Here is an 18,783-nt window from a genome sequence, read left to right as displayed (position 1 = left end):
CGGTCAGGTCCAGGGCACCTCGGTGTCGCCGGACACGCCCGGGACCGGCGTCGCGGGGCCCGGACCGGTCCACGGAACCTCGTCCTGGGCCCCGTACTGGACGTACCGGACCGCCGACACCGCAGGAACGTCGCTCGCGGCCGCCTGCCCTGCCGAGCACACCGTCAGGGCCGAGGCCGCGGCCACGACGGAGCCGGCTACGACAAGTGCGGTGCGGATGCTACGCATGGGAATTCTCCTCGTCACTGGCTCTTCGGTGCCGCCCGGTCGGGGCGACAGTCATGACGTTAGGGAGCACCGCTGTCGAGCCAATGTCTCTTCGATTTCACGGACGGACCGCCGACCGAAACCAGCAGGTGTCCCGGCACCTCCGGCACCCCGGGCACGCCGCATCAAGAAATCTGCAAGGCCCTCGGACCACCCTGGAGGCGGCCTCGGAACCACTTGTCCAGACGAGGGGCACACTCATGCCGCGAAGCTACGCCGACCGCCGCATCAGGAGCATCGTCATCCTCGGTGGCGACACAGCGGGCTGGATGACGGCCGCCTACCTCGGCAAGGCGCTGCAGGGCACGGTCGACATCACGGTCCTCGAAGACTCGGCCACCGCGCGCGTGGCGCTGGGCGTGGCCACCGTTCCCAGCCTCCAGCGCACGTTCTTCGACTTCCTCGGCATCAACGAGGAGCAGTGGATGCGCGAGTGCGACGCGAGCTTCCAGATGGCGGTGCGCTTCGTCAACTGGCGCACCGCCGGCCCCGGTGTCCCCGGGGCCCGCTCCCTGCCCGACCGTGCGCCGGACCACTTCTACCACCCGTTCGGTCTGCTGCCCGACTACGACCAGACACCGCTGTCCCACTACTGGTTCAAGCGCGCCTACGAGGGCGACACCATCGAGCCCTTCGACTACGCCTGCTTCCGCGAACCCCCTCTGATGGACGCCAAGAAGGCCCCGCGCTGGCTCGACGGCCGCACCGCCACCCGCTACTCCTGGCACCTCGACACCGGTCTGTTCACGGCCTTCCTGCGCCGCTTCGCGACCACCGAACTGGGCGTCACCCGGATCACCGACGAGCTCGCCTCCGTCGCCCGGCGCTCCGACGGCTTCGTCACGGCCCTGCACACCGCGAACGGCTCGGTGCTGGCGGCGGACCTCTTCGTCGACTGCTCCGGCTCCCGCGGCCGGCTCCTCAACGAGACCATGGCGGAGCCCTTCCGCTCCGCGGCCGACCACCTGCTGTGCGACAGCGTGGTCACCGCCGACGTCCCGCACGACGACGACGTCCACGGTGTGGAGCCGTACACCTCCGCCATCGCCATGGAGGCCGGCTGGACCTGGAAGATCCCGATGCCGGGCCGGTTCAGCACCGGCTACGTCCATTCCAGCCGCCACACCACCCGCGAGCGGGCCGCCGCCGAACTCCTCGCCCTGTGGGACCTGGACCCGGTCACGACCACGTGCACCCACACCCGCCTGCGCGTCGGCCGCAGCGAACGCGCCTGGGTGAAGAACGTCGTCGGCATCGGGGCGTCCGCCTGTTTCCTGGAGCCCCTGGAGCCCAGCAGCCTCCACTTCATCACCACGGCGCTGCGCCGGCTCACCTGGCACTTCCCGGACCGTTCCTACGCCCCGGCCCTCATCGACCGGTTCAACGGGGAGTTCCGGACGATGTTCGACGACACCCTCGACTTCGTCCAGGCGCACTTCCACCACGCCCCGCGCGAGGACACCCCGTTCTGGCGGGCCACCAAGCGGCTCCCCCTGCCGCAGAGCGTCCAGGACAAGGTGGACGCCTACCGCGCGGGCCTCCCCCTCGACAGCCCCTACACGGACGAGTCCGTGTACTACGGCCTCGAACCGTCCCCCGGCTCCCCGTGGACGAACGGCAGCTACTACTGCATCCTGGCCGGCCTGGGCGTCCTCCCCGACGTCCCGCTCCCCGCCCTCGCCCACCGCCCCGCCTCGGTCGCCGGCGCCGAATCCCTCTTCGTCGCGGTCAAGCGCCAGCAGCGCACCCTCCTGGAGACCCTGCCCACCACCCGCGCCTACCTCCGCCACCTCCACGCCCCGCGCTGAGGGGGCACGAGGGCGGCGGCGGTCCCCGCGGCCCGGCTCACGCTCCCGGCCCGTCCGGGGGAGCTCCCTCGGACCTGCGGCTCTCTCGGACGTACGGCTCTCTCGGACGTACGGCTCTCTCGGACCTACGGCGCAGCAGCCGGGGGCACTCACCTCATTGGCCCGGTGGGCATGCGCCGCTCCCGGGGGTCTCCCAGGGTGGACCGGGGGCGGCTCGTGTCCGAGGGAGCCTCTCGGGTCCGAAGAAGGCCGGGCAGCCCGAGCAGGCCCGACGACATCCGAAGAGCCCGAGGAGGCGGAGACCCGATGAGGCTTGTCGTTGATCTCAACCGGTGCCAGGGGTACGCGCAGTGCGCCTTCCTGGCACCGGACGTGTTCACCATGCACGGGGACGAGGCGCTGATGTTCGACCCGCAGCCCGACGACCGGCAGTGGCAGGCCGTCCTGCGGGCGGCCGAGGCCTGCCCGGTCAAGGCCATCACCGTGGAGGGCCCGGGCGGCGTACCGGCGGGGGAGAAGGCGGGTGCTTCCGGTGTCGCTTGACGGTTCCCTGGAGAGGCTCAGGCGTGAGGGCCACATCGTCATCGTGGGCGCCTCCCTGGCGGGCCTGCGGGCCGCCGAGACGCTCCGCAAGGAGGGCTTCACCGGCACCCTGACGATGGTCGGCGACGAGCCCCACGAGCCGTACGACCGGCCTCCGCTGTCCAAGCAGGTCCTGCTCGGCAGGGTGCCCGCCGACCACACGGCACTGCCCCGGCGCCGGCCCGTGGACGCGCAGTGGCGGCTCGGGGTGGCGGCCACCGGGCTGGACCTGGCGGCCAACCGAGTGCGCCTCGCGGACGGCAGCGAGCTGGACTACGACCGGCTGCTGATCACCACCGGCGTCCGCGCCCGCCCCTGGCCGCACGAGCTGGAAGCCGAACTCGACGGCGTCTTCGTGCTGCGCACCAGCGACGACGCCGCGCAGCTGCACCACCGGCTGAGCGCCGGCCCCCACCGGGTGCTGGTCATCGGGGCCGGGTTCACCGGCTCCGAGATCGCCTCCGCCTGCCGCGAGCGGGGCCTGGCCGTCACCGTCGCGGAACGCGGGGCGGCTCCGCTGGTCGGTGCGCTCGGCGGGGTCGTCGGCGAGGTGGCCGCCGCCATGCAGCGGGAGGCCGGTGTCGACCTGCGCAGCGGCATCACCGTGACCGGCCTGGAGGGCGACTCCGCCGGACGCCTGCGGTGTGCGCACCTGTCGGACGGCAGCACGGTCGAGGCCGAGGTGGCGGTCGTCTGCCTGGGCGCGACCCGCAACACCGAGTGGCTCGCCGACTCCGGCCTCGGGGCCGGCCCGCGCGGGATCGCCTGCGACGCCGGCTGCCGGGCCTTCGACGTGCGGGGCATCGTCACCGACGACGTCTTCGTCGCCGGGGACGTCGCCCGTTCCCCGCACGCGCTCTTCGGCTACCAGTTCCTCTCCCTGGAGCACTGGGGCAATGCGGTCGCGGGCGCCGAGATCGCCGCCCACAACATGATCAGCGCCAGTGCGGACCGCCGCCCGCACGTCTGGACACCGTCCTTCTGGTCGGTCCAGTTCGGGGTCAACATCAAGTCCGTCGGTGTGCCGCCGATGGCCGACGAGATCATCGTCACCCAGGGCTCCCTCTCCGAGCGCCGCTTCACCGCGGCCTACGGCCACCAGGGCCGCATCATCGCCGCCGTCACCTTCGACCAGGCGAAGTGGCTGGACTTCTACCAGCGGCAGATCGAACAGGCCGCGCCGTTCCCGCCGGAGTTCACCACCGTCGACCGACGGCCCGAGGGAATGCACCCGGTACCGGCCGGGTTCCCCGACCCCTCGCTGCCCAGCCACGGCCCCACCGTCACCCTCAGTGGCCACTCGCCCAGCGACCGGCGCATCTCGTTCACCCCGCTCCGCGCCTGACCCGGAAGGACCCCCACCATGACGTCGGTCGCGCTCCTGCGCCAGATCACCGACCACGCCAACCGCCACGACCCCTACCCCCTGTACGCGGAGCTCCGCAAGACCCCGGTGGTCCAGGACGAGACGGGTCCCTACCTGGTCAGCACGTACTGGGAGATCCACAACCTGCTCCACGACCCGCGGCTCAGTTCCGACCTGCGCAACCTGAACCCCGAGGTGGCCCGGTCCATCGGCCACGAGGAGGACCCGAACCTGCCGCCGGCCTTCATCAGGCTCGACCCACCCGAGCACGACAGGCTGCGCGGGCTGGCGATGCGGCCCTTCGGGCCGCCGCACACCCCACGCCGGGTGTACGAGATGCGCGGCGAACTCGGCGAGATCGTGTCCGGCCTGATCGACGGATTCCGGGACCGGGGGCAGATCGACCTCGTCGACGACTTCTCCTACCCCTTCCCCGTCACGGTGATCTGCCGGCTGCTCGGCATCCCCCGCGAGGACGAGACGCGCTTCCACGCCTGGGCCGACACCATCGCCGCCAGCGTCGACCCCCTCCACGGCACGGACGAGGAACGCGCGGCACGGCTGCAGGCCGTCCGGCAGGCCCGGACCGACCTCTCCGCCTTCCTCTCCGACCTGATCGAGGAGCGCCGCCGCTCGCCCCGCGACGACATGCTCTCCGCGATGGCCGCGGGCCACGGACCGGACGGCGGGATGTCGCTGGTGGAGATGGTCAGCACCTCGGTCCTGCTGCTGATCGCCGGCCACGAGACCACGGTCAACCTCATCACCAACGGGATGCTCACGCTGTTGCGCAACCCCGACGTCCTGAAGCGGCTCCGGGACGACCACGACCTCGTCGTCCCGCTGGTGGAGGAACTGCTGCGCTTCGAACCACCCGTGCAACTGCTGCCCCAGAAGACCGCGCTGACCGACATCGACATCGCGGGGACCACCATCCCCAAGGGCGCTCAGATCTGGCTGGTGCTCGCCTCCGGCAACCGGGACCCCGAGCGCTTCCCGGACCCGGACCGGTTCATCCCCGACCGGCCCGACAACCAGCACCTGGGATTCAGCAGCGGCGTGCACAACTGCTTCGGCTCGCCCCTCGCCCGGCTGGAGGCCCAGATCGCCCTGACCGAGCTGGTCCGCCGGCTCGACAACCCGCGACTGGTCGAGGACCCGCCGCCGTACCGCCAGAACGCGGTCCTGCGCGGGCCGCGGCACCTGGGCATCGCCTTCGACGGACTCAGGCAGTAGCCCGCAGCCTGTTCCCGAACCTGCCTCGGCCCGCCGCCCGCCCGCGGCGGGCCGTCATCGCGCGCGACGGCGTGACATGCGGGTCCGGAGCCGTGTCGGGTCCGTCCGCCAGGGCGGCCCGCTGCTCATCGCCGGACCGCGATGAGCGGCCGACGGCGACAAATGTTGATTCTTCAACTATGCTTCGAGGGCACCGACCCCGGCGATCAGCCGCACCCGAGGAGGAACCATGGAGCAGTCCGTCACCGACAACGCCGCGAAGTCCCGGTTCGAGATCCACGACGACGGCGAACTCGCCGGCTTCGCCGAGTACCACCGCTCCGGCAACGAGATCGCCTTCATCCACACCGAGATCGACCCCCGCTTCGAGGGCCGCGGACTCGGCAGCCGACTGGCCCGCGCCGCCCTGGACACGGCCCGCGAGCAGCAGCTCGCCGTCCTGCCCTACTGCCCCTTCATCCGCGGCTGGATCACCAAGCACCCCGAGTACGCCGACCTGGTCCCCACCACCCACCGCGCCCGCTTCGGCCTCTGAGCCACCACACCGCCCGCAACGGCCCGAAGGCGCGCATCCACCGGCGCAGCACACCTACGCACAGGGCGAGTTCGCCGGTGTCCGCCTGCCGGGCGAGCCGGTCCAGGAGGGCGGCGTCGGCGACCGCGGCGAAGGAGCAAGCGGCACAGCGGCAGTCGAGCCGTGCGCGCGCGGAAGACTCGTGGATCCGGTCAGCCGGTGCCGGACCCGTGCACGGCCCGCTCCCAGAGGTCCAGCCCCGCGCGGAGGAGTTCGCGCACGGCCGCGGTCTCCTCGCCCGTCCAGGCTCCCTCGCCGGCGGTCGGTTCGAGAGCTTCGCCGCCGAAGATCTTCTCGTAGGCGCTGTCGTGGATCGGCCCCTGGGAGGGAAGGGGCGGGCCGGCCTTCAGGCTGCGGGAGAGGTCTTCGAAGAAGTTCCACGCTTCCAGCAGCAATCCCGCCGGGACCGAGCCGAGGCCAGGGTGCTCGACCCACCACCGCACGACGCCCAGATCGAGAACGCCTTCGCCCTCCCAGGTGAGCTCCCAGCCGTTGCGATCACAGTATTCCTGCAGCGGCACGAGCTCCTGGAACGCGAGGAGTCTTCCGAGTTCGTCAACGACGAGCCCATCGGGGGCATCGCCCTCTCCGGGCCGCCAGATCAGTGTCAAGTCCCCTCTCCTGGTCTCGATGCGGTACGGATGGTAGTCAGCCATGCGGCCTCCCTGATGCCGTGGCGGCAGTTGCCACGTCGGTCATCCTGCCCGCAGTGATCGCCGCGTGGTGACCTCGGATCAGATGGAGTTCTCCATGGAGGAGAGTCCACGAGCGCCACCGACTCCGGTCTGCCGCAGGGAGCGCCGGCACCCGAGTCCGCGCACGGCTATTGACACTTGTTCCAACAGTGGCGATTCTCGTCACACCGAGTGCGCGGTCATGACAGCCGGCCCGGCCGGGTCGGTCCGCGCGTCCCGGACGATGCCCGGTGCCCGGCCGCGCCACCCCCTCACCTCGGACACGGGTGGTGACCATGCACCAACTCCCCCACAGCAGGCGCGGATTCATCACATTTCTGGCCGCACTCCTCACCCTGGCCACCCTGGTGTTCGCCGCTCCGGCGCCTGCGGCGCCGGGCGAGACGGGCTGGTGGAACCCGACCGCGCGGCCCGCGCCCGACTCGCAGGTCGACGTCACAGGCGAGCCGTTCCGCGGGACCGACGCCCAGGGGCGAGTCCGCGGCTTCGTCGACGCGCACGACCACATCATGGCCAACGAGGCGTTCGGCGGCCGGCTCATCTGCGGCAAGTCGTTCTCCGAAGCCGGGATCGCGGACGCGCTGAAGGACTGCCCCGAGCACTACCCCGACGGCTCGCTCGCCATCTTCGACTTCATCACCAAGGGCGGCGACGGCAAGCACGACCCGGTCGGCTGGCCGACCTTCAAGGACTGGCCGGCTCACGACTCGCTCACCCACCAGCAGAACTACTACGCCTGGATCGAACGGGCCTGGCGCGGCGGCCAGCGGGTCCTGGTCAACGACCTGGTCACCAACGGGGTGATCTGCTCGGTCTACTTCTTCAAGGACCGCAGCTGCGACGAGATGACCTCCATCCGCCTCCAGGCGCAGAAGACGTACGAGCTGCAGGCCTACATCGACACGATGTACGGCGGGCCGGGCAAGGGCTGGTTCCGGATCGTCACCGACAGCGCGCAGGCCCGCGAGGTGGTCAAGCAGGGCAAGCTGGCCGTCGTCCTCGGTGTGGAGACCTCCGAGCCGTTCGGCTGCAAGCAGATCCTCGACGTCGCCCAGTGCAGCAAGGCCGACATCGACCGCGGTCTGGACGAGCTGTACGGCCTGGGCGTGCGCAGCATGTTCCTCTGCCACAAGTTCGACAACGCGCTCTGCGGGGTGCGCTTCGACGAGGGCGCGCTCGGAACGGCGATCAACGTCGGCCAGTTCCTCTCGACCGGCACCTTCTGGAAGACCGAGAAGTGCGCCGGGCCGCAGCACGACAACCCGATCGGTCTCGCCCCGGCGCCCGAGGCGCAGAAGCAGCTCCCCGCGGGGGTGGCGGTGCCGGCCTACGCCGGCGACGCGCAGTGCAACAGCCGTGGGCTGACCGAGCTCGGCGAGTACGCGGTGCGCGGGCTGATGAAACGCAAGATGATGCTCGAGGTCGACCACATGAGCGTCAAGGCGGCCGGGCGCTCGTTCGACATCCTGGAGTCCGAGTCCTACCCGGGCGTGATCTCCTCGCACAGCTGGATGGACCTCGACTGGACCGAGCGCGTCTACAGGCTCGGCGGTTTCGTCGCCCAGTACATGAACGGCGCCGAGGCGTTCAGCTCGGAGGCCAAGCGCACCGACGCGCTGCGCGACAAGTACCACGTGGGGTACGGCTACGGCACCGACATGAACGGCGTCGGCGGCTGGCCCGGCCCGCGCGGGGCGAACACCGCCAACCCGGTGCGCTACCCGTTCCGCAGCGCGGACGGCGGATCCCTCATCGACCGCCAGACCACCGGCGCGCGCACCTGGGACATCAACACGGACGGCGCCGCGCACTACGGTCTGGTACCGGACTGGCTGGAGGACATCCGGCAGGTCGGCGGCCAGGACGTGGTGGACGACCTCTTCCGCGGCGCCGAGTCCTACCTCACCACCTGGGGGGCCTCGGAGCAGCACCGGGCCACGGTGAACCTGGCCGCGGGCCACCCGGCCACGGCCAGCACCACCGAGTGGTGGAACCCGTTCGTCAGCTACGCGCCCAACCGGGCGGTGGACGGAGACCCGGGTAGCCGCTGGGCCAGCGAGTGGAACGACGACCAGTGGCTCCAGGTCGACCTCGGGTCCACCACCTTGGTCGGGCGCGTCACGCTGGACTGGGAACGCGCCTACGGGCGGGCGTACCGGATCGAGGTCTCCACTGACGGGAGCAGCTGGCAGTCGGTGTGGTCCACCACCACCGGGGACGGCGGCCTGGACACCGCACGGTTCGCCGGCGTCCCGGCCCGCTACGTCCGCGTCCACGGGGTACAGCGCGGCACCCAGTGGGGCTACTCGCTGTACGAGGTCGGCGTCTACAGCAGCTAGCTCCGCAACGACGCCTACTGCGACGAGGCTTCAGCTCCAGGGCTGTGGCCTCGTCGTTCGTCGTGGCCGGTTCGGGCCCGGTGTCGGCGCCGGCGGCGCCGGTGCAGGACGTGGTCGATGCTGCGGCGGACCGGCCGGGTGAGGTGGGTGACCGGCCGGCGGCTGGTCACCGGACGGGCGCGGGCTCCTCCGGCGCGCGGGTGCCGGAGGGAGTTTCGTCGGTGCCGACGGTGATGCCCCGGCGCTTGGAGATCCACACGGCGAGGACGACGACGGCCAGGGCCGACAGGGCGATGGTCAGCCGCAGGCCCAGGTTGGCGTGCGAGCCGAAGCTGAGGCTGACGATCGCGGGCGCCACCAGGAGGGAGACCAGGTTCATCACCTTCAGGAGCGGGTTGATGGCCGGTCCGGCGGTGTCCTTGAAGGGGTCGCCCACCGTGTCGCCGATGACGGTGGCTGCGTGCGCGGGGCTGCCCTTGCCGCCGTGGTGACCGTCCTCGATCAGTTTCTTGGCGTTGTCCCAGGCGCCGCCCGAGGTCGCCAGAAAGACGGCCATCAGGGTGCCCGCGCCGATCGCTCCGGCCAGGTAGGAGCCCAGCGGGCCGACGCCGAGGAGGAAGCCGAGGGCGATCGGGGTCAGCACGGCGAGCAGGCCCGGGGTGACCAGTTCGCGCAGCGCGTCGCGGGTGCAGATGTCCACCACCCGGCCGTACTCGGGCCGCTCGGTGCCGTCCATGATGCCGGGCCGGGTCCGGAACTGGCGCCGGACCTCGAAGACGACCGCGCCGGCGGAGCGCGAGACGGCGTTGATCGCCAGACCGGAGAAGAGGAAGACGACGGCGGCACCGACCAGCAGGCCGACCAGGTTGTCGGGCTGGTCGATGGCCAGGCTCAGGCTCGCGCCGTGGGCGGCCGGGCCGATCTGTGCCTCGGCGGTCGCGATGGTGTCGGTGTAGGAGCCGAACAGCGCGGTGGCCGCGAGCACCGCGGTGGCGATGGCGATGCCCTTGGTGGTCGCCTTGGTGGTGTTGCCGACGGCGTCCAGTTCGGTGAGCACCTGGGCGCCGGCGCCGGTGATGTCTCCGGACATCTCCGCGATGCCCTGGGCGTTGTCGGAGACCGGGCCGAAGGTGTCCATCGCGACGATCACGCCCACGGTGGTCAGCAGTCCGGTCCCGGCCAGCGCGACCGCGAACAGGGACAGGATCAGCGAGCCGCCGCCGAGCAGGAAGGCGCCGTAGACGGCGGCTCCGATGGCCACGGCGGAGTACACGGCCGATTCCAGGCCGAGGGCGACACCGGAGAGCACCACGGTGGCCGGCCCGGTCAGCGAGGTCCTGCCCAGGTCCCGTACCGGGCGGCGGGTGGTCTCGGTGAAGTAGCCGGTCAGTTGCTGGATGACGGTGGCCAGCACGATCCCGATGGCCACCGCGGCCAGGGCGAACACCCGCGGACTGCCCACGTGCCGGGTGATCTCGGCGGGCACCCCGTGCAGTCCGGAGAAGCGGGCCGGCAGGAACGCGAAGACCGCGCCGGCCACCAGAGCGAGGGACACCACGGCGGAGGCGATGAAGCCGCGGTTGATGGCGGTCATCCCGCTGCGGTCCGTGGGCCGCGGGGAGACCATCTCGATGCCCAGGACGGCCGTGAGCACCCCGATGGCGGGCACGACCAGAGGAAAGGTCAGCCCGTCGTCACCGAAGGCGGCTCTGCCCAGAATCAGCGCGGCGACCAGGGTCACGGCGTAGGACTCGAACAGGTCGGCCGCCATCCCCGCGCAGTCGCCCACGTTGTCGCCCACGTTGTCGGCGATCGTCGCCGCGTTGCGGGGATCGTCCTCGGGGATCCCCTGCTCGACCTTGCCCACCAGGTCCGCGCCCACGTCCGCGGCCTTGGTGAAGATCCCACCGCCCACCCGCATGAACATCGCCAGCAACGCCGCACCGAAGCCGAAACCCTCCAACACCTTCGGCGCGTTCGCCTGGTAGATCAGCACCACCGTGGCCGCCCCCATGAGACCCAGGCCCACGGTGAACATCCCCACCACTCCACCGGTACGGAAGGCGATCCGCATCGCCCGGTGCGACACCCCTCGCACGATCGACGCCGCCGTCGGTCCCTCCCAGGACTCGATGGCCGGGACCGGCGCCGTCCCCGCCCGGGCCGCCGCCGCCACCCGGACATTGCTGCGCACCGCGAGCTGCATCCCGACGTACCCCGTCGTCGCCGAGAACGCCGCCCCGACCAGGAAGAACACCGAACGCCCGATCCGCTGCCCCCAGTTGTCCGCCGGCAACAGCAACAGCACGAAGGGCACCACCCCGGCGAAGACGCCCAGGGTGCGGAACTGGCGCCTCAGGTAGGCGTTCGCACCCTCCTGAACTGCCCCGGCGATCCGCCGCATCGTCTCGGTTCCCTCGTCCGCGGCCAGGACCTGGCGCACAAGCGCCCAGGCCACCACCAGGGCTCCTGCCCCGATCACCGCGACGATCACCAGCAGCGTTCGGCCCGACCCGGTCAACTCGGGCGCGGCCGCAACGGATGCGCCTGCATGAAAGACCCCAGCCATTCCGTCCTCCTTGACGTCGTGCCTGGGCACCGGGCGCGCGGATCAGCCGCCCGGGAGCAACAGAACGAGGCTAACCCCGGGGCCTGGAGGTCTCCACGGGGGTTAGGGCAATCGCGCACCCGGCGTGCGGCAGCGAGTGATCCCCTCGAAAATGGTGCTGCCGACGCCGTCGGACGCCACGGATCGCGAAGGAGGGCGACATGGACTTCGAGGTGATCGTCGAGATCCCGCAGGGGTCACGCAACAAGTACGAGATGGACCACGCCACCGGACGGATCCGCCTGGACCGGATGCTGTTCACGGCCACCCGCTACCCGGCCGACTACGGATTCATCGAGGACACCCTCGGAGGAGACGGCGACCCTCTCGATGCCCTCATACTCGTCGACGAGCCCACCTTTCCGGGATGCGGCATCACCTGCCGCGCCATCGGCATGTTCGTCATGACCGACGAGAAGGGGCCGGACGAGAAGATCCTCTGCGTGCCCGCCCACGACCCCCGCTTCGCCCGCCTCCAGGACATCGGCGACATGCCCCAGCACGACCTGCAGGAGATCACCCACTTCTTCGAGGTCTACAAGGATCTCGAACCCGGAAAGTCCGTCGAAGGCTCCCACTGGGCGAACAAGGCCGACGCCTACGCCGAGATCGAGACCTCCCGCTCCAGAGCCGCCGCCCAGTAGCCCCGCTGTGCTGTCGAGGAGGCCCTGGCCGGGCAAGTGCCTCCCCGTAGATGAGCCGCATCGAGGCGAGCGCCACGCGCAGCCGCGGCCTGCGGCATGATGACCGCCCGAACTGCTGCGCATGGGCGCCCGGTTGCTCACCTACCAGCCCAACGACCTGCAGCTGGTGACCAACGAGTCGCTGGAGGACACCGGCGAGGTCCTCTCCCGCGTGATCGACGCGTTCGTCACCCGGACCTCCGAGGCCACCGCCGACCTCCGGGCGATCGCCGGCCAGGATCGGATGCCGGTGGTGAACGCCATGAGCACCGAGGAGCACCTCCCAGGCGCTCACCGATCTCACCGTCCTGCAGCGGCACTTCGGGCGGATCGAGGGTCTGCGGGTGCTCTACCTGGGCGAGGGCGACAACACCGCCACCGCGCTCTCCCTCGCGCTCAGCCGCTTCCCCGGCACCGAGCTCCACCTGCGCACCCCCGCCGGCTACGGGCTCCCGACGGACTACCTGGACCGGGCCGGCGAACTCGCCGCCGGAAACGGTGCGTTGGTCACCGAGCGGCACGACCTGGCCCACCTGCCCGACCGGGTCGACGTCGTCTACACCACCCGCTGGCAGACCACCGGCACCAGCAAGCCCGACCCGAACTGGCGGGAGGTCTTCGCGCCCTTCCAGGTCAACGCCGAGCTGATGGCTCACTACCCGGCGGCGGTCTTCATGCACGACCTGCCCGCCCACCGCGGCGAGGGGGTCACCGCCGATGTGCTCGACGGCCCGTCCAGCATCGCGTTCTGGCAGGCCGGTCACAAGCTGCACAGCGCCATGGCGGTGCTCGAGTGGTGCCTGCGCGGTCGGGGCGAGCCGGCCGGCCGGGCGTGAGCGTCGCCGCCCCGGTCGCCGGTCAGGTCACCGCGGCCGGGGTGCCACGGCGGCGGAGCCGTGCGCACCGCGGGCGGCCAGCCTGCGGGCGACCCCGTCCGCGAGCAGCAGCAAGGCGGCGGTCACCAGCGCGGCCATGTGTTCGTAACCCGCCAACACCGGGTCCACCGCCGTGATCGCGGCCGTCAGCAGCACCACGCCCAGCGCGGTCCAGCGCGCCCCGAACCGCCAGGCGACCAGCAGGCCCAGCCCGATCACGGCCGCCGACGGCCCGGTGTCCCGGACCTGGGCGAATGCGGCGGGCAGGTGGAGCAGGTGGCCGGGCGGCCGGGACACCCCGAAGCGCGCGTAGCAGGTGCCCACCAGCGAGCAGGTGTACCCCACCGCGAGCGTGCGCCACGGGCCGAGGGTCAGCTCGGCGATCGCGAAGACTACGAACACCTGAGCCAGAGCCCCCCAGACCGGCAGGTCCAGGGCCGGCACGAATATCGAGACCGGGAAGCGCGGCAGCGCGACGTCCCACGGCTCGGTGGCCCGGACCACGCCTATCCGGGAGACGAAGGCCGCCCCGCTCGGGAACTCGTCGACCGCCGCGAACAGCAGCACCAAGCAGCTGGAGACCACGGTGAGGGTCAGTGCGGCGGCGCCCCTGGCCCGCAGCCGGGCGCGCGCCCGGCGGTAGAGCAGGCCCCACTCGCTCTCGGCCGCGCGCCGGATACCGGGATTGTTCACGACGGTCCTCCAGTCCCGATCAGGAGCCGATGGTGGCCGCACGCCGGTCCGCGGCACCGGCGTGCGGCCGGCCGTCGGAGCCCGAGGTGCACGGCCGCAGCAGCGCGAAGTAGGCCAGGGCCGGTCCGGACTGCCGGATGACGTGCAGGCCGACGGCGTTGGCGTGCCGGGCCAGGGTCGCCGGGCGGATCTGGTGGCGGTCGAAGAACTCGCCGACGACCAGGCGACCGGTCGGCTTGAGGACCCGGCGCAGCTCGCTCAGGGCGGCGGGGACGTCCGGGATCTCGCCCAGCGCGGTGACCAGGTAGGCGGCGTCGAACGTGGCGTCGTCGAAGGGGAGTTCGCGCGCGTCGGCCAGGGTGGGGACGATGGTGTCGAGGCCGGATCCGGCGGCCCGGCGCATCACGTGGTCGAGCATCTCCTGCTGGATGTCGACGATGTCCAGCCGGCCGTCGGCGCCGAGCCGGGGCGCCACCTGGAGCGACTGCAGCCCGGTGCCGGGACCGATCTCCAGCATCCGCTCGCCCGGCAGCGGCTGGAGCTGCTCGGCCAGCCGCTCCCAGGACAGGAACGGCAGTGGCAGGTCGAGCAGTCGGTGCTGCGCGTAGGGGTACGGCGCGGAGTCGGTCACCCACCAGGCGGTGGCCGCGGCCGCGACCGAGGCGCCCGCAAGGGCCAAGATGCCGGCCTTGCCGAACGGGGCGCGCAGGGGTGAGGAGGGGTGGCGCATGGTTCTTCTCCAACGTTGGTCGTCGGCGTGGGGCGGTGGTGCCCGCTCAGTGGATGTGGATGCCGCCGTTGGAGGCGGCCACGGTGAGGGAGGCCGACGCGCCGTCGGATCCTCGCTCTCGGGAAGGCCGGTGGCCTTCGCCGGTGGTTCGCGGTGGCGCCGCGGGGCGGCGCACCTGCGCCGCCCCGCACCGACCATCTGCCCTCCAGCCAACAGCAGTTCAGCCGGGCCGGACACGTGGCCAGCCCACCGAACCGGGGTACGGATAACCCCCATGTCAGTCCCAGCCGTTGTTGTCGGGCGGGGTGGTGGTGCCGGTGGTGTCGGCCGGGGCGGCAGCGGCCCGCGGCTGCGCGGCGGCGCTGACTGCGGATGCGATGGCGGGCGTGACGAGGGTGAGGGTGATCGCCGCCAGTGCGGCGGCGGCCGCGGCCACGAGGCACTGGACCCAGCAGGAGCGACCGGCCGAAGTCACCGCCGCACTGGCGGACTTCGCCTCCTCGCTGGACTCACCCCGGCACCTGCGGCTGCGACCTGCACGTCCTCGGCGCCCCCGAGGCGTTCGGCGACATCATGCGCCGCACCGGCAGCGCCCCGCACGGCATCCGGAACGGCCTGGTGCTCGGTCACGAGTTCGCCGCCGAGATCGTCGACTACGGCCCGGACACCGTGCGGGCCCTGCCGGTCGGGAGCGCCGTCTGCGGCCCGCCGATCGGCTTCGGCTCGCAGGGCGGTGGGATCGTCGGCTACACCCCGGCCTTTCCGGGCGGCTTCGGCGAGTACATGATCCTCAACGAGGTCTTCACCCTGCCGGTGCCGAACGGTCTGGACCCGAAGGCGGCGTGGTGTTCTTCGAGTGTGTCGGCGTCACCGGCCTGGACGGACTGGCCGGGGCGATCGCCGAACTCGGCGCGCCGGAGCGGCACGCGAAGACCGTCGTCGACCCCTCGCTGGTCACCGGCTGATCGCCCGAACGACGGTGGCGTCCCCGGAATCTCCCGGGGACGCCACCGTCGTACGCGGCACGGGCGTGCTCAGTGGACCGTGATGCCGCCGCGCGTGGTCTTCACCACCACGCTGTGCGGCGCGTCCGTGGCGGTGTTCGGCAGCGAGACGCTCGGCGACGACCAGGAGCTCTGCGCGTCGACGTGGTAGGTGGCGTCGTGAGGCACCTTGAGGTCGACCCCGCCGTAGCCCGCGGTGACCTTCAGGGAGGCGGGTGCCGCCGTGAAGGAGGCGCTGACCGCGCCGTCGGTGATCACCTCGGCGTTCGGGGCGCTGCTGTCGGCGAGGGTCACCGCGCCGTCCGTGCTCCGCACGGTCAGCGGGCCGGACGACTGGTCCACCTCGACCCCGCCCAGCCCGGTGGTCAGATCCAGCCGGCCGGTCAGGCCCTTCGCCTGGATCCCGGCGTCCCCGGTGCTCACCTGCGCGGCCAGGCCGGCCGGCACCGTGATCTGCAGGTGCCCCGAGCAGTCGTTGGAGCAGCCGGCGGTGACCGTGACGTCCGACCCGGACCGGGTGACGGAGACCTGCGGGACATGGCCCGTGTAGCTGCCGCTCATGGCCACCGTGACCTGCGAGGAGCCGTCCTGGCTCAGCGCCACGCCGAGTCCGTCGGCCTGGACCGTCACCCGGCTGGCGCCGGCCGCGTCCTGCTGCCAGTTGCCGCTGTACGGGTGGTGCACCGGAAGCGAGTCGACCACGATCCAACTGGCCACGGTGACGACCGCGACGAGGACGGCCAGCCCTATGAGGAGGCATCCGCGGCGCTTCATCGGTGTGGTACTGATCTCAAGCTCCCAGGTAGCGCAAAACGGCGAGCACGCGGCGGTGGTCTCCCGCCTCCTGCTGCAGATCGAATTTCACGAAGATGCTGCGGATGTACTTCTCCACCGCCGCCGTGCCGATCACCAGATCGGCCGCGATCCCGGCGTTGGAACGGCCCCCCGCCATGGCCGTGAGGACCTCCCGTTCGCGCGGCGTCAGGGTGGAGAGCGGATCCCGCTGCCGGCTGCCGGCCAGCAACTGCTTGACCACCTCCGGGTCGAGGACCGTCTCGCCCGCGGCGACCCGGCGCAGCGCGTCCACGAACTCCTCGGCGTCCGACACCCGGTCCTTGAGCAGGTAACCGACCCCGTTGTCATTGGTGTTGACCAGGTCGATGGCGTAGCGCTCCTCGACGTAGTGGGAGAGCACCAGGACGCCGGTCTCCGGCCAGCGGGCGCGTACCGCCAGTGCGGCGCGCAGGCCCTCGTCCAGGAAGGTGGGCGGCATCCGGACGTCCGTCACACAGGCGTCCGGCCGGTGTTCGGCCACCGCGCGCAGGAGTTGCTCCCCGTCGCCGACCGCGGCGACCACCTCGATCCCCTGTTCGCTGAGCAGCAGTTCGATGCCCTGGCGCAGCAGCGCGGAGTCCTCGGCCAGCACTACCCGCATGGCAATTCCACCTCGATCACGGTCGGTCCACCCACCGGACTGCTGAGCCGGAACCGCCCGTCCACCCCGGACACCCGGTCCGCCAGACCAGTCAGACCCGTGCCGGCCGCGAGGTCGGCTCCGCCACGCCCGTCATCGCCAACCTTAACGTCCAACCGGGCGCCCTCCCTCCGGATCTCCACCCAGGCGCGGGTCGCATGAGCATGCTTGGCCACATTGGTGAGCGCCTCGGTCACCGTGAAGTAGGCGACCGCCTCGATGGTGGAGGAGGGGCGCGGCTCCACCAGGACGTCAAGGCGCACCGGCACCGGAGCCAGCGCGGCGACGGCGGAGAGCGCCGCCTCCAGGCCGCGGTCGGTCAGCACCGGCGGGTGCAGGCCACGGGCCAGGTTGCGCAGCTCGGTGATGGTGCTGAGGGTTTCCCGCCGGGCGTCCTCGACGAGCTTGTTGGTCTCGTGGTCTCCGGACTTCTTCAACCGCGAGCTGGCCCGGCCCAGGGTGATCGACATCGCCACCAGCCGTTGCTGGGCACCGTCGTGCAGGTCCCGCTCGATCCGTTTGCGCTCCGCCTCGGCGGCGTCCACCACCCGGGCTCGGCTCTCCGTCAGATCGATGACCCGCTGCTCCAGTTCCATGCCGCGGGGCCGGGAGAGCAGTGCGACGGCCAGCGCGGTGTTCAGCGCCAGCAGGAGTTTGACGATCAGCGGGGAGAGGACCGCGCCGACCAGCAGCGCCACCGCCGCGACCAGCAGCGCCCGGGGCAGGGAATCCACCACGAACGGCCCGAGCTGGGCCTGCCCGCCGGGCAGGCCCCGGTAGTAGGCCGGAAGCAGCACCAGGGTCAGCGGCACGGCCCAGATCAGCGCCACCCCGACCACGGTCACCACCGCCACCGGCATCAGCAGTACGAAGTAGCCGATCAGCCGCCAGGTGCAGAGGTTGTGGACGAGCGACTGCAGCGACTTGGCCAACCGCCACGAACAGACCGGCGCCGGCAGCTCGTCGAGCTCCAGCCCGCAGGTCACGGCGAACCGGGCGCGCTCGACGGCGGCCAGCCGGAACAGCGCCCACCCCGCCGCCACCGTGAGCGGCAGGCCCACCAGGCCGGCCGGCGCCAGGCAGACGGCGACGGCCAGCACGATCAGCACGGCCAGTCCCGCCAGCGCCACCAGACCGTCAAGTGCCAGGTGGATCGACGCCCGCAACAGCACGGGGGAGGCCAGCGCGCGCAGCGGATTGCCCGGCACCACCTCGCGGGGTGGCCGGGCGTCCGTCCGGGCTCTGCCGGTGGCACGGCCGACGATGTTCTCGGTCAACTGCTTCGGACCCGCTCTCGTGGGCAGTGCGGGCGGCAACCAGGTCACCGTCCGCGCCTCGATTCGACAAGGGGACGGTACCCAACCCGACCACCCGTCGACAGCGAGGAGAGCCCACGAGCGGGGGGTAGGGTTTACCCCCCGTCCGGCCGGTGGGTTCACGCTGCCGACCCGGCGCCGCCCGGTGCGACATCGTGGGGACATGACCGATCGACACTCGAACGCCGCCGGCCGCCCCTGCCCGGCCGGCAGGACCGACGACATCGAGCAGTTCCTCGTGCACTACGGGGACACCATCGACGACCGGGTCGCCGAGATCGTCGAAGAGGTCCTCGGCGAGCAGCTGGGGCGGTACCGGCGCGACGTTGTGCTGCCGGTCACCGTCGCGCTGCTGGCGGCCGCGGCCGTCTCGCTGGCGCTCATGTGGTGGAGCCCGTGGGCAGTCCCCCTGGTGTGGGCCGCCACCTCCGTCATCTGCGTGTCGCTGTCACAGAGCGCCCGGATCCCGCGCCGCTCGTAACACGGGCCGCGGGCGTCCGGGCTGCGGCCGCCCCTCCGCGCGTACCCCTGAC

At 71.7% G+C, this 18,783-nt stretch carries 17 protein-coding genes and 2 pseudogenes; 10 read left to right on the top strand and 9 right to left on the bottom strand.

Going from position 1 to position 18,783, the window contains the following annotated elements:
• Nucleotides 1-3: 3 nt before the first annotated feature.
• Nucleotides 4-228: a hypothetical protein gene (locus tag ACIRRH_RS24515; protein WP_403071121.1), complete on the bottom strand. Its 225-nt coding sequence runs from the start codon at nucleotides 226-228 to the stop codon at nucleotides 4-6.
• A 239-nt stretch (nucleotides 229-467) separates the two neighbouring features.
• Here ACIRRH_RS24515 and ACIRRH_RS24510 point away from each other — a divergent pair, with 239 nt between their 5' ends.
• From ACIRRH_RS24510 to ACIRRH_RS24490, 5 genes are all read left to right on the top strand, one after another.
• On the top strand, nucleotides 468-2,075 hold the full coding sequence (locus tag ACIRRH_RS24510; protein WP_403071118.1) for a tryptophan halogenase family protein: 1,608 nt from the start codon (nucleotides 468-470) through the stop codon (nucleotides 2,073-2,075).
• Nucleotides 2,076-2,381: 306 nt separating this feature from the next.
• Complete coding sequence (locus ACIRRH_RS24505; RefSeq protein ID WP_224275931.1) at nucleotides 2,382-2,618, top strand: ferredoxin; 237 nt, start codon at nucleotides 2,382-2,384, stop codon at nucleotides 2,616-2,618.
• The gene (locus tag ACIRRH_RS24500; protein WP_403071115.1) at nucleotides 2,608-4,002 is read left to right on the top strand and encodes an NAD(P)/FAD-dependent oxidoreductase; all 1,395 of its coding nucleotides are present in this window, start codon (nucleotides 2,608-2,610) and stop codon (nucleotides 4,000-4,002) included. The genes ACIRRH_RS24505 and ACIRRH_RS24500 overlap by 11 nt, the downstream gene beginning before the upstream one ends.
• Before the next feature lie 18 nt (nucleotides 4,003-4,020).
• Nucleotides 4,021-5,259: a cytochrome P450 gene (locus tag ACIRRH_RS24495; protein WP_403071112.1), complete on the top strand. Its 1,239-nt coding sequence runs from the start codon at nucleotides 4,021-4,023 to the stop codon at nucleotides 5,257-5,259.
• A gap of 229 nt (nucleotides 5,260-5,488) precedes the next feature.
• Entirely contained in the window at nucleotides 5,489-5,794 is a 306-nt protein-coding gene (locus tag ACIRRH_RS24490; protein WP_403071109.1) for a GNAT family N-acetyltransferase, read from the top strand.
• A 191-nt stretch (nucleotides 5,795-5,985) separates the two neighbouring features.
• Here ACIRRH_RS24490 and ACIRRH_RS24485 read toward each other — a convergent pair whose 3' ends face one another.
• Nucleotides 5,986-6,489, bottom strand: coding sequence for a hypothetical protein (locus tag ACIRRH_RS24485; protein ID WP_403071106.1), 504 nt, complete (start codon nucleotides 6,487-6,489; stop codon nucleotides 5,986-5,988).
• A gap of 314 nt (nucleotides 6,490-6,803) precedes the next feature.
• On the opposite strand from ACIRRH_RS24485, the gene ACIRRH_RS24480 reads away from it, so the two are divergent.
• Nucleotides 6,804-8,867, top strand: a complete 2,064-nt coding sequence (locus ACIRRH_RS24480) for a discoidin domain-containing protein (protein WP_403071103.1) — start codon at nucleotides 6,804-6,806, stop codon at nucleotides 8,865-8,867.
• A 166-nt stretch (nucleotides 8,868-9,033) separates the two neighbouring features.
• Here the strand turns inward: ACIRRH_RS24480 and ACIRRH_RS24475 are convergent, their stop codons facing one another.
• Nucleotides 9,034-11,436: a sodium-translocating pyrophosphatase gene (locus ACIRRH_RS24475; RefSeq protein WP_403071100.1), complete on the bottom strand. Its 2,403-nt coding sequence runs from the start codon at nucleotides 11,434-11,436 to the stop codon at nucleotides 9,034-9,036.
• 200 nt (nucleotides 11,437-11,636) lie between these two features.
• Here ACIRRH_RS24475 and ACIRRH_RS24470 point away from each other — a divergent pair, with 200 nt between their 5' ends.
• Both ACIRRH_RS24470 and ACIRRH_RS24465 read left to right on the top strand, forming a co-directional pair.
• Nucleotides 11,637-12,119 carry an inorganic diphosphatase gene (locus tag ACIRRH_RS24470; protein WP_403071097.1) on the top strand — a complete coding sequence of 161 codons (483 nt, stop codon included), beginning with the start codon at nucleotides 11,637-11,639 and terminating at the stop codon, nucleotides 12,117-12,119.
• Nucleotides 12,120-12,234: 115 nt separating this feature from the next.
• Nucleotides 12,235-12,994 (top strand): annotated as a pseudogene (locus ACIRRH_RS24465) (ornithine carbamoyltransferase); the annotation flags it as partial.
• A 27-nt stretch (nucleotides 12,995-13,021) separates the two neighbouring features.
• On the opposite strand, the gene ACIRRH_RS24460 reads toward ACIRRH_RS24465, so the two are convergent.
• From ACIRRH_RS24460 to ACIRRH_RS24450, 3 genes are all read right to left on the bottom strand, one after another.
• Complete coding sequence (locus tag ACIRRH_RS24460) at nucleotides 13,022-13,726, bottom strand: hypothetical protein (protein WP_403071095.1); 705 nt, start codon at nucleotides 13,724-13,726, stop codon at nucleotides 13,022-13,024.
• A gap of 19 nt (nucleotides 13,727-13,745) precedes the next feature.
• Entirely contained in the window at nucleotides 13,746-14,456 is a 711-nt protein-coding gene (locus tag ACIRRH_RS24455; protein ID WP_403071092.1) for a class I SAM-dependent methyltransferase, read from the bottom strand.
• A gap of 277 nt (nucleotides 14,457-14,733) precedes the next feature.
• Entirely contained in the window at nucleotides 14,734-14,931 is a 198-nt protein-coding gene (locus ACIRRH_RS24450) for a hypothetical protein (protein ID WP_403071343.1), read from the bottom strand.
• On the opposite strand from ACIRRH_RS24450, the pseudogene ACIRRH_RS24445 reads away from it, so the two are divergent.
• Nucleotides 14,871-15,263, top strand: a pseudogene (locus ACIRRH_RS24445) (alcohol dehydrogenase catalytic domain-containing protein); the annotation flags it as partial. The gene ACIRRH_RS24450 and the pseudogene ACIRRH_RS24445 sit on opposite strands and share 61 nt — an antisense overlap.
• A 227-nt stretch (nucleotides 15,264-15,490) precedes the next feature.
• On the opposite strand, the gene ACIRRH_RS24440 reads toward ACIRRH_RS24445, so the two are convergent.
• From ACIRRH_RS24440 to ACIRRH_RS24430, 3 genes are read right to left on the bottom strand one after another with little or no spacing between them, the layout of a single operon-like run.
• On the bottom strand, nucleotides 15,491-16,234 hold the full coding sequence (locus ACIRRH_RS24440) for a DUF4097 family beta strand repeat-containing protein (RefSeq protein ID WP_403071088.1): 744 nt from the start codon (nucleotides 16,232-16,234) through the stop codon (nucleotides 15,491-15,493).
• Nucleotides 16,235-16,250: 16 nt separating this feature from the next.
• A complete protein-coding gene (locus ACIRRH_RS24435; RefSeq protein ID WP_383706327.1) occupies nucleotides 16,251-16,895 on the bottom strand; it encodes a response regulator in 645 nt (214 codons plus the stop codon).
• Nucleotides 16,886-18,211, bottom strand: a complete 1,326-nt coding sequence (locus ACIRRH_RS24430) for a sensor domain-containing protein (protein WP_403071085.1) — start codon at nucleotides 18,209-18,211, stop codon at nucleotides 16,886-16,888. Before ACIRRH_RS24430 ends, ACIRRH_RS24435 begins: the two co-directional genes overlap by 10 nt.
• A gap of 202 nt (nucleotides 18,212-18,413) precedes the next feature.
• Between ACIRRH_RS24430 and ACIRRH_RS24425 the strand changes: the two genes are divergently transcribed.
• Nucleotides 18,414-18,731: a hypothetical protein gene (locus ACIRRH_RS24425; protein ID WP_403071082.1), complete on the top strand. Its 318-nt coding sequence runs from the start codon at nucleotides 18,414-18,416 to the stop codon at nucleotides 18,729-18,731.
• Nucleotides 18,732-18,783 lie beyond the last annotated feature (52 nt).

Origin of the sequence: Kitasatospora sp. NPDC101235 (assembly GCF_044767505.1) — a bacterium.
Lineage (GTDB): Bacteria > Actinomycetota > Actinomycetes > Streptomycetales > Streptomycetaceae > Kitasatospora.
The sequence above is the reverse complement of the archived record's forward strand: the minus strand, read 5'-3'. Positions and strand labels throughout refer to the sequence as shown.

Coding starts and splice junctions, on each gene's coding strand:
- ACIRRH_RS24515 (WP_403071121.1), bottom strand. CDS start 228: ATGCGTAGCATCCGCACCGCACTTGTCGTAGCCGGCTCCGTCGTGGCC.
- ACIRRH_RS24510 (WP_403071118.1), top strand. CDS start 468: ATGCCGCGAAGCTACGCCGACCGCCGCATCAGGAGCATCGTCATCCTC.
- ACIRRH_RS24505 (WP_224275931.1), top strand. CDS start 2,382: ATGAGGCTTGTCGTTGATCTCAACCGGTGCCAGGGGTACGCGCAGTGC.
- ACIRRH_RS24495 (WP_403071112.1), top strand. CDS start 4,021: ATGACGTCGGTCGCGCTCCTGCGCCAGATCACCGACCACGCCAACCGC.
- ACIRRH_RS24490 (WP_403071109.1), top strand. CDS start 5,489: ATGGAGCAGTCCGTCACCGACAACGCCGCGAAGTCCCGGTTCGAGATC.
- ACIRRH_RS24485 (WP_403071106.1), bottom strand. CDS start 6,489: ATGGCTGACTACCATCCGTACCGCATCGAGACCAGGAGAGGGGACTTG.
- ACIRRH_RS24480 (WP_403071103.1), top strand. CDS start 6,804: ATGCACCAACTCCCCCACAGCAGGCGCGGATTCATCACATTTCTGGCC.
- ACIRRH_RS24475 (WP_403071100.1), bottom strand. CDS start 11,436: ATGGCTGGGGTCTTTCATGCAGGCGCATCCGTTGCGGCCGCGCCCGAG.
- ACIRRH_RS24470 (WP_403071097.1), top strand. CDS start 11,637: ATGGACTTCGAGGTGATCGTCGAGATCCCGCAGGGGTCACGCAACAAG.
- ACIRRH_RS24455 (WP_403071092.1), bottom strand. CDS start 14,456: ATGCGCCACCCCTCCTCACCCCTGCGCGCCCCGTTCGGCAAGGCCGGC.
- ACIRRH_RS24440 (WP_403071088.1), bottom strand. CDS start 16,234: ATGAAGCGCCGCGGATGCCTCCTCATAGGGCTGGCCGTCCTCGTCGCG.
- ACIRRH_RS24435 (WP_383706327.1), bottom strand. CDS start 16,895: ATGCGGGTAGTGCTGGCCGAGGACTCCGCGCTGCTGCGCCAGGGCATC.
- ACIRRH_RS24425 (WP_403071082.1), top strand. CDS start 18,414: ATGACCGATCGACACTCGAACGCCGCCGGCCGCCCCTGCCCGGCCGGC.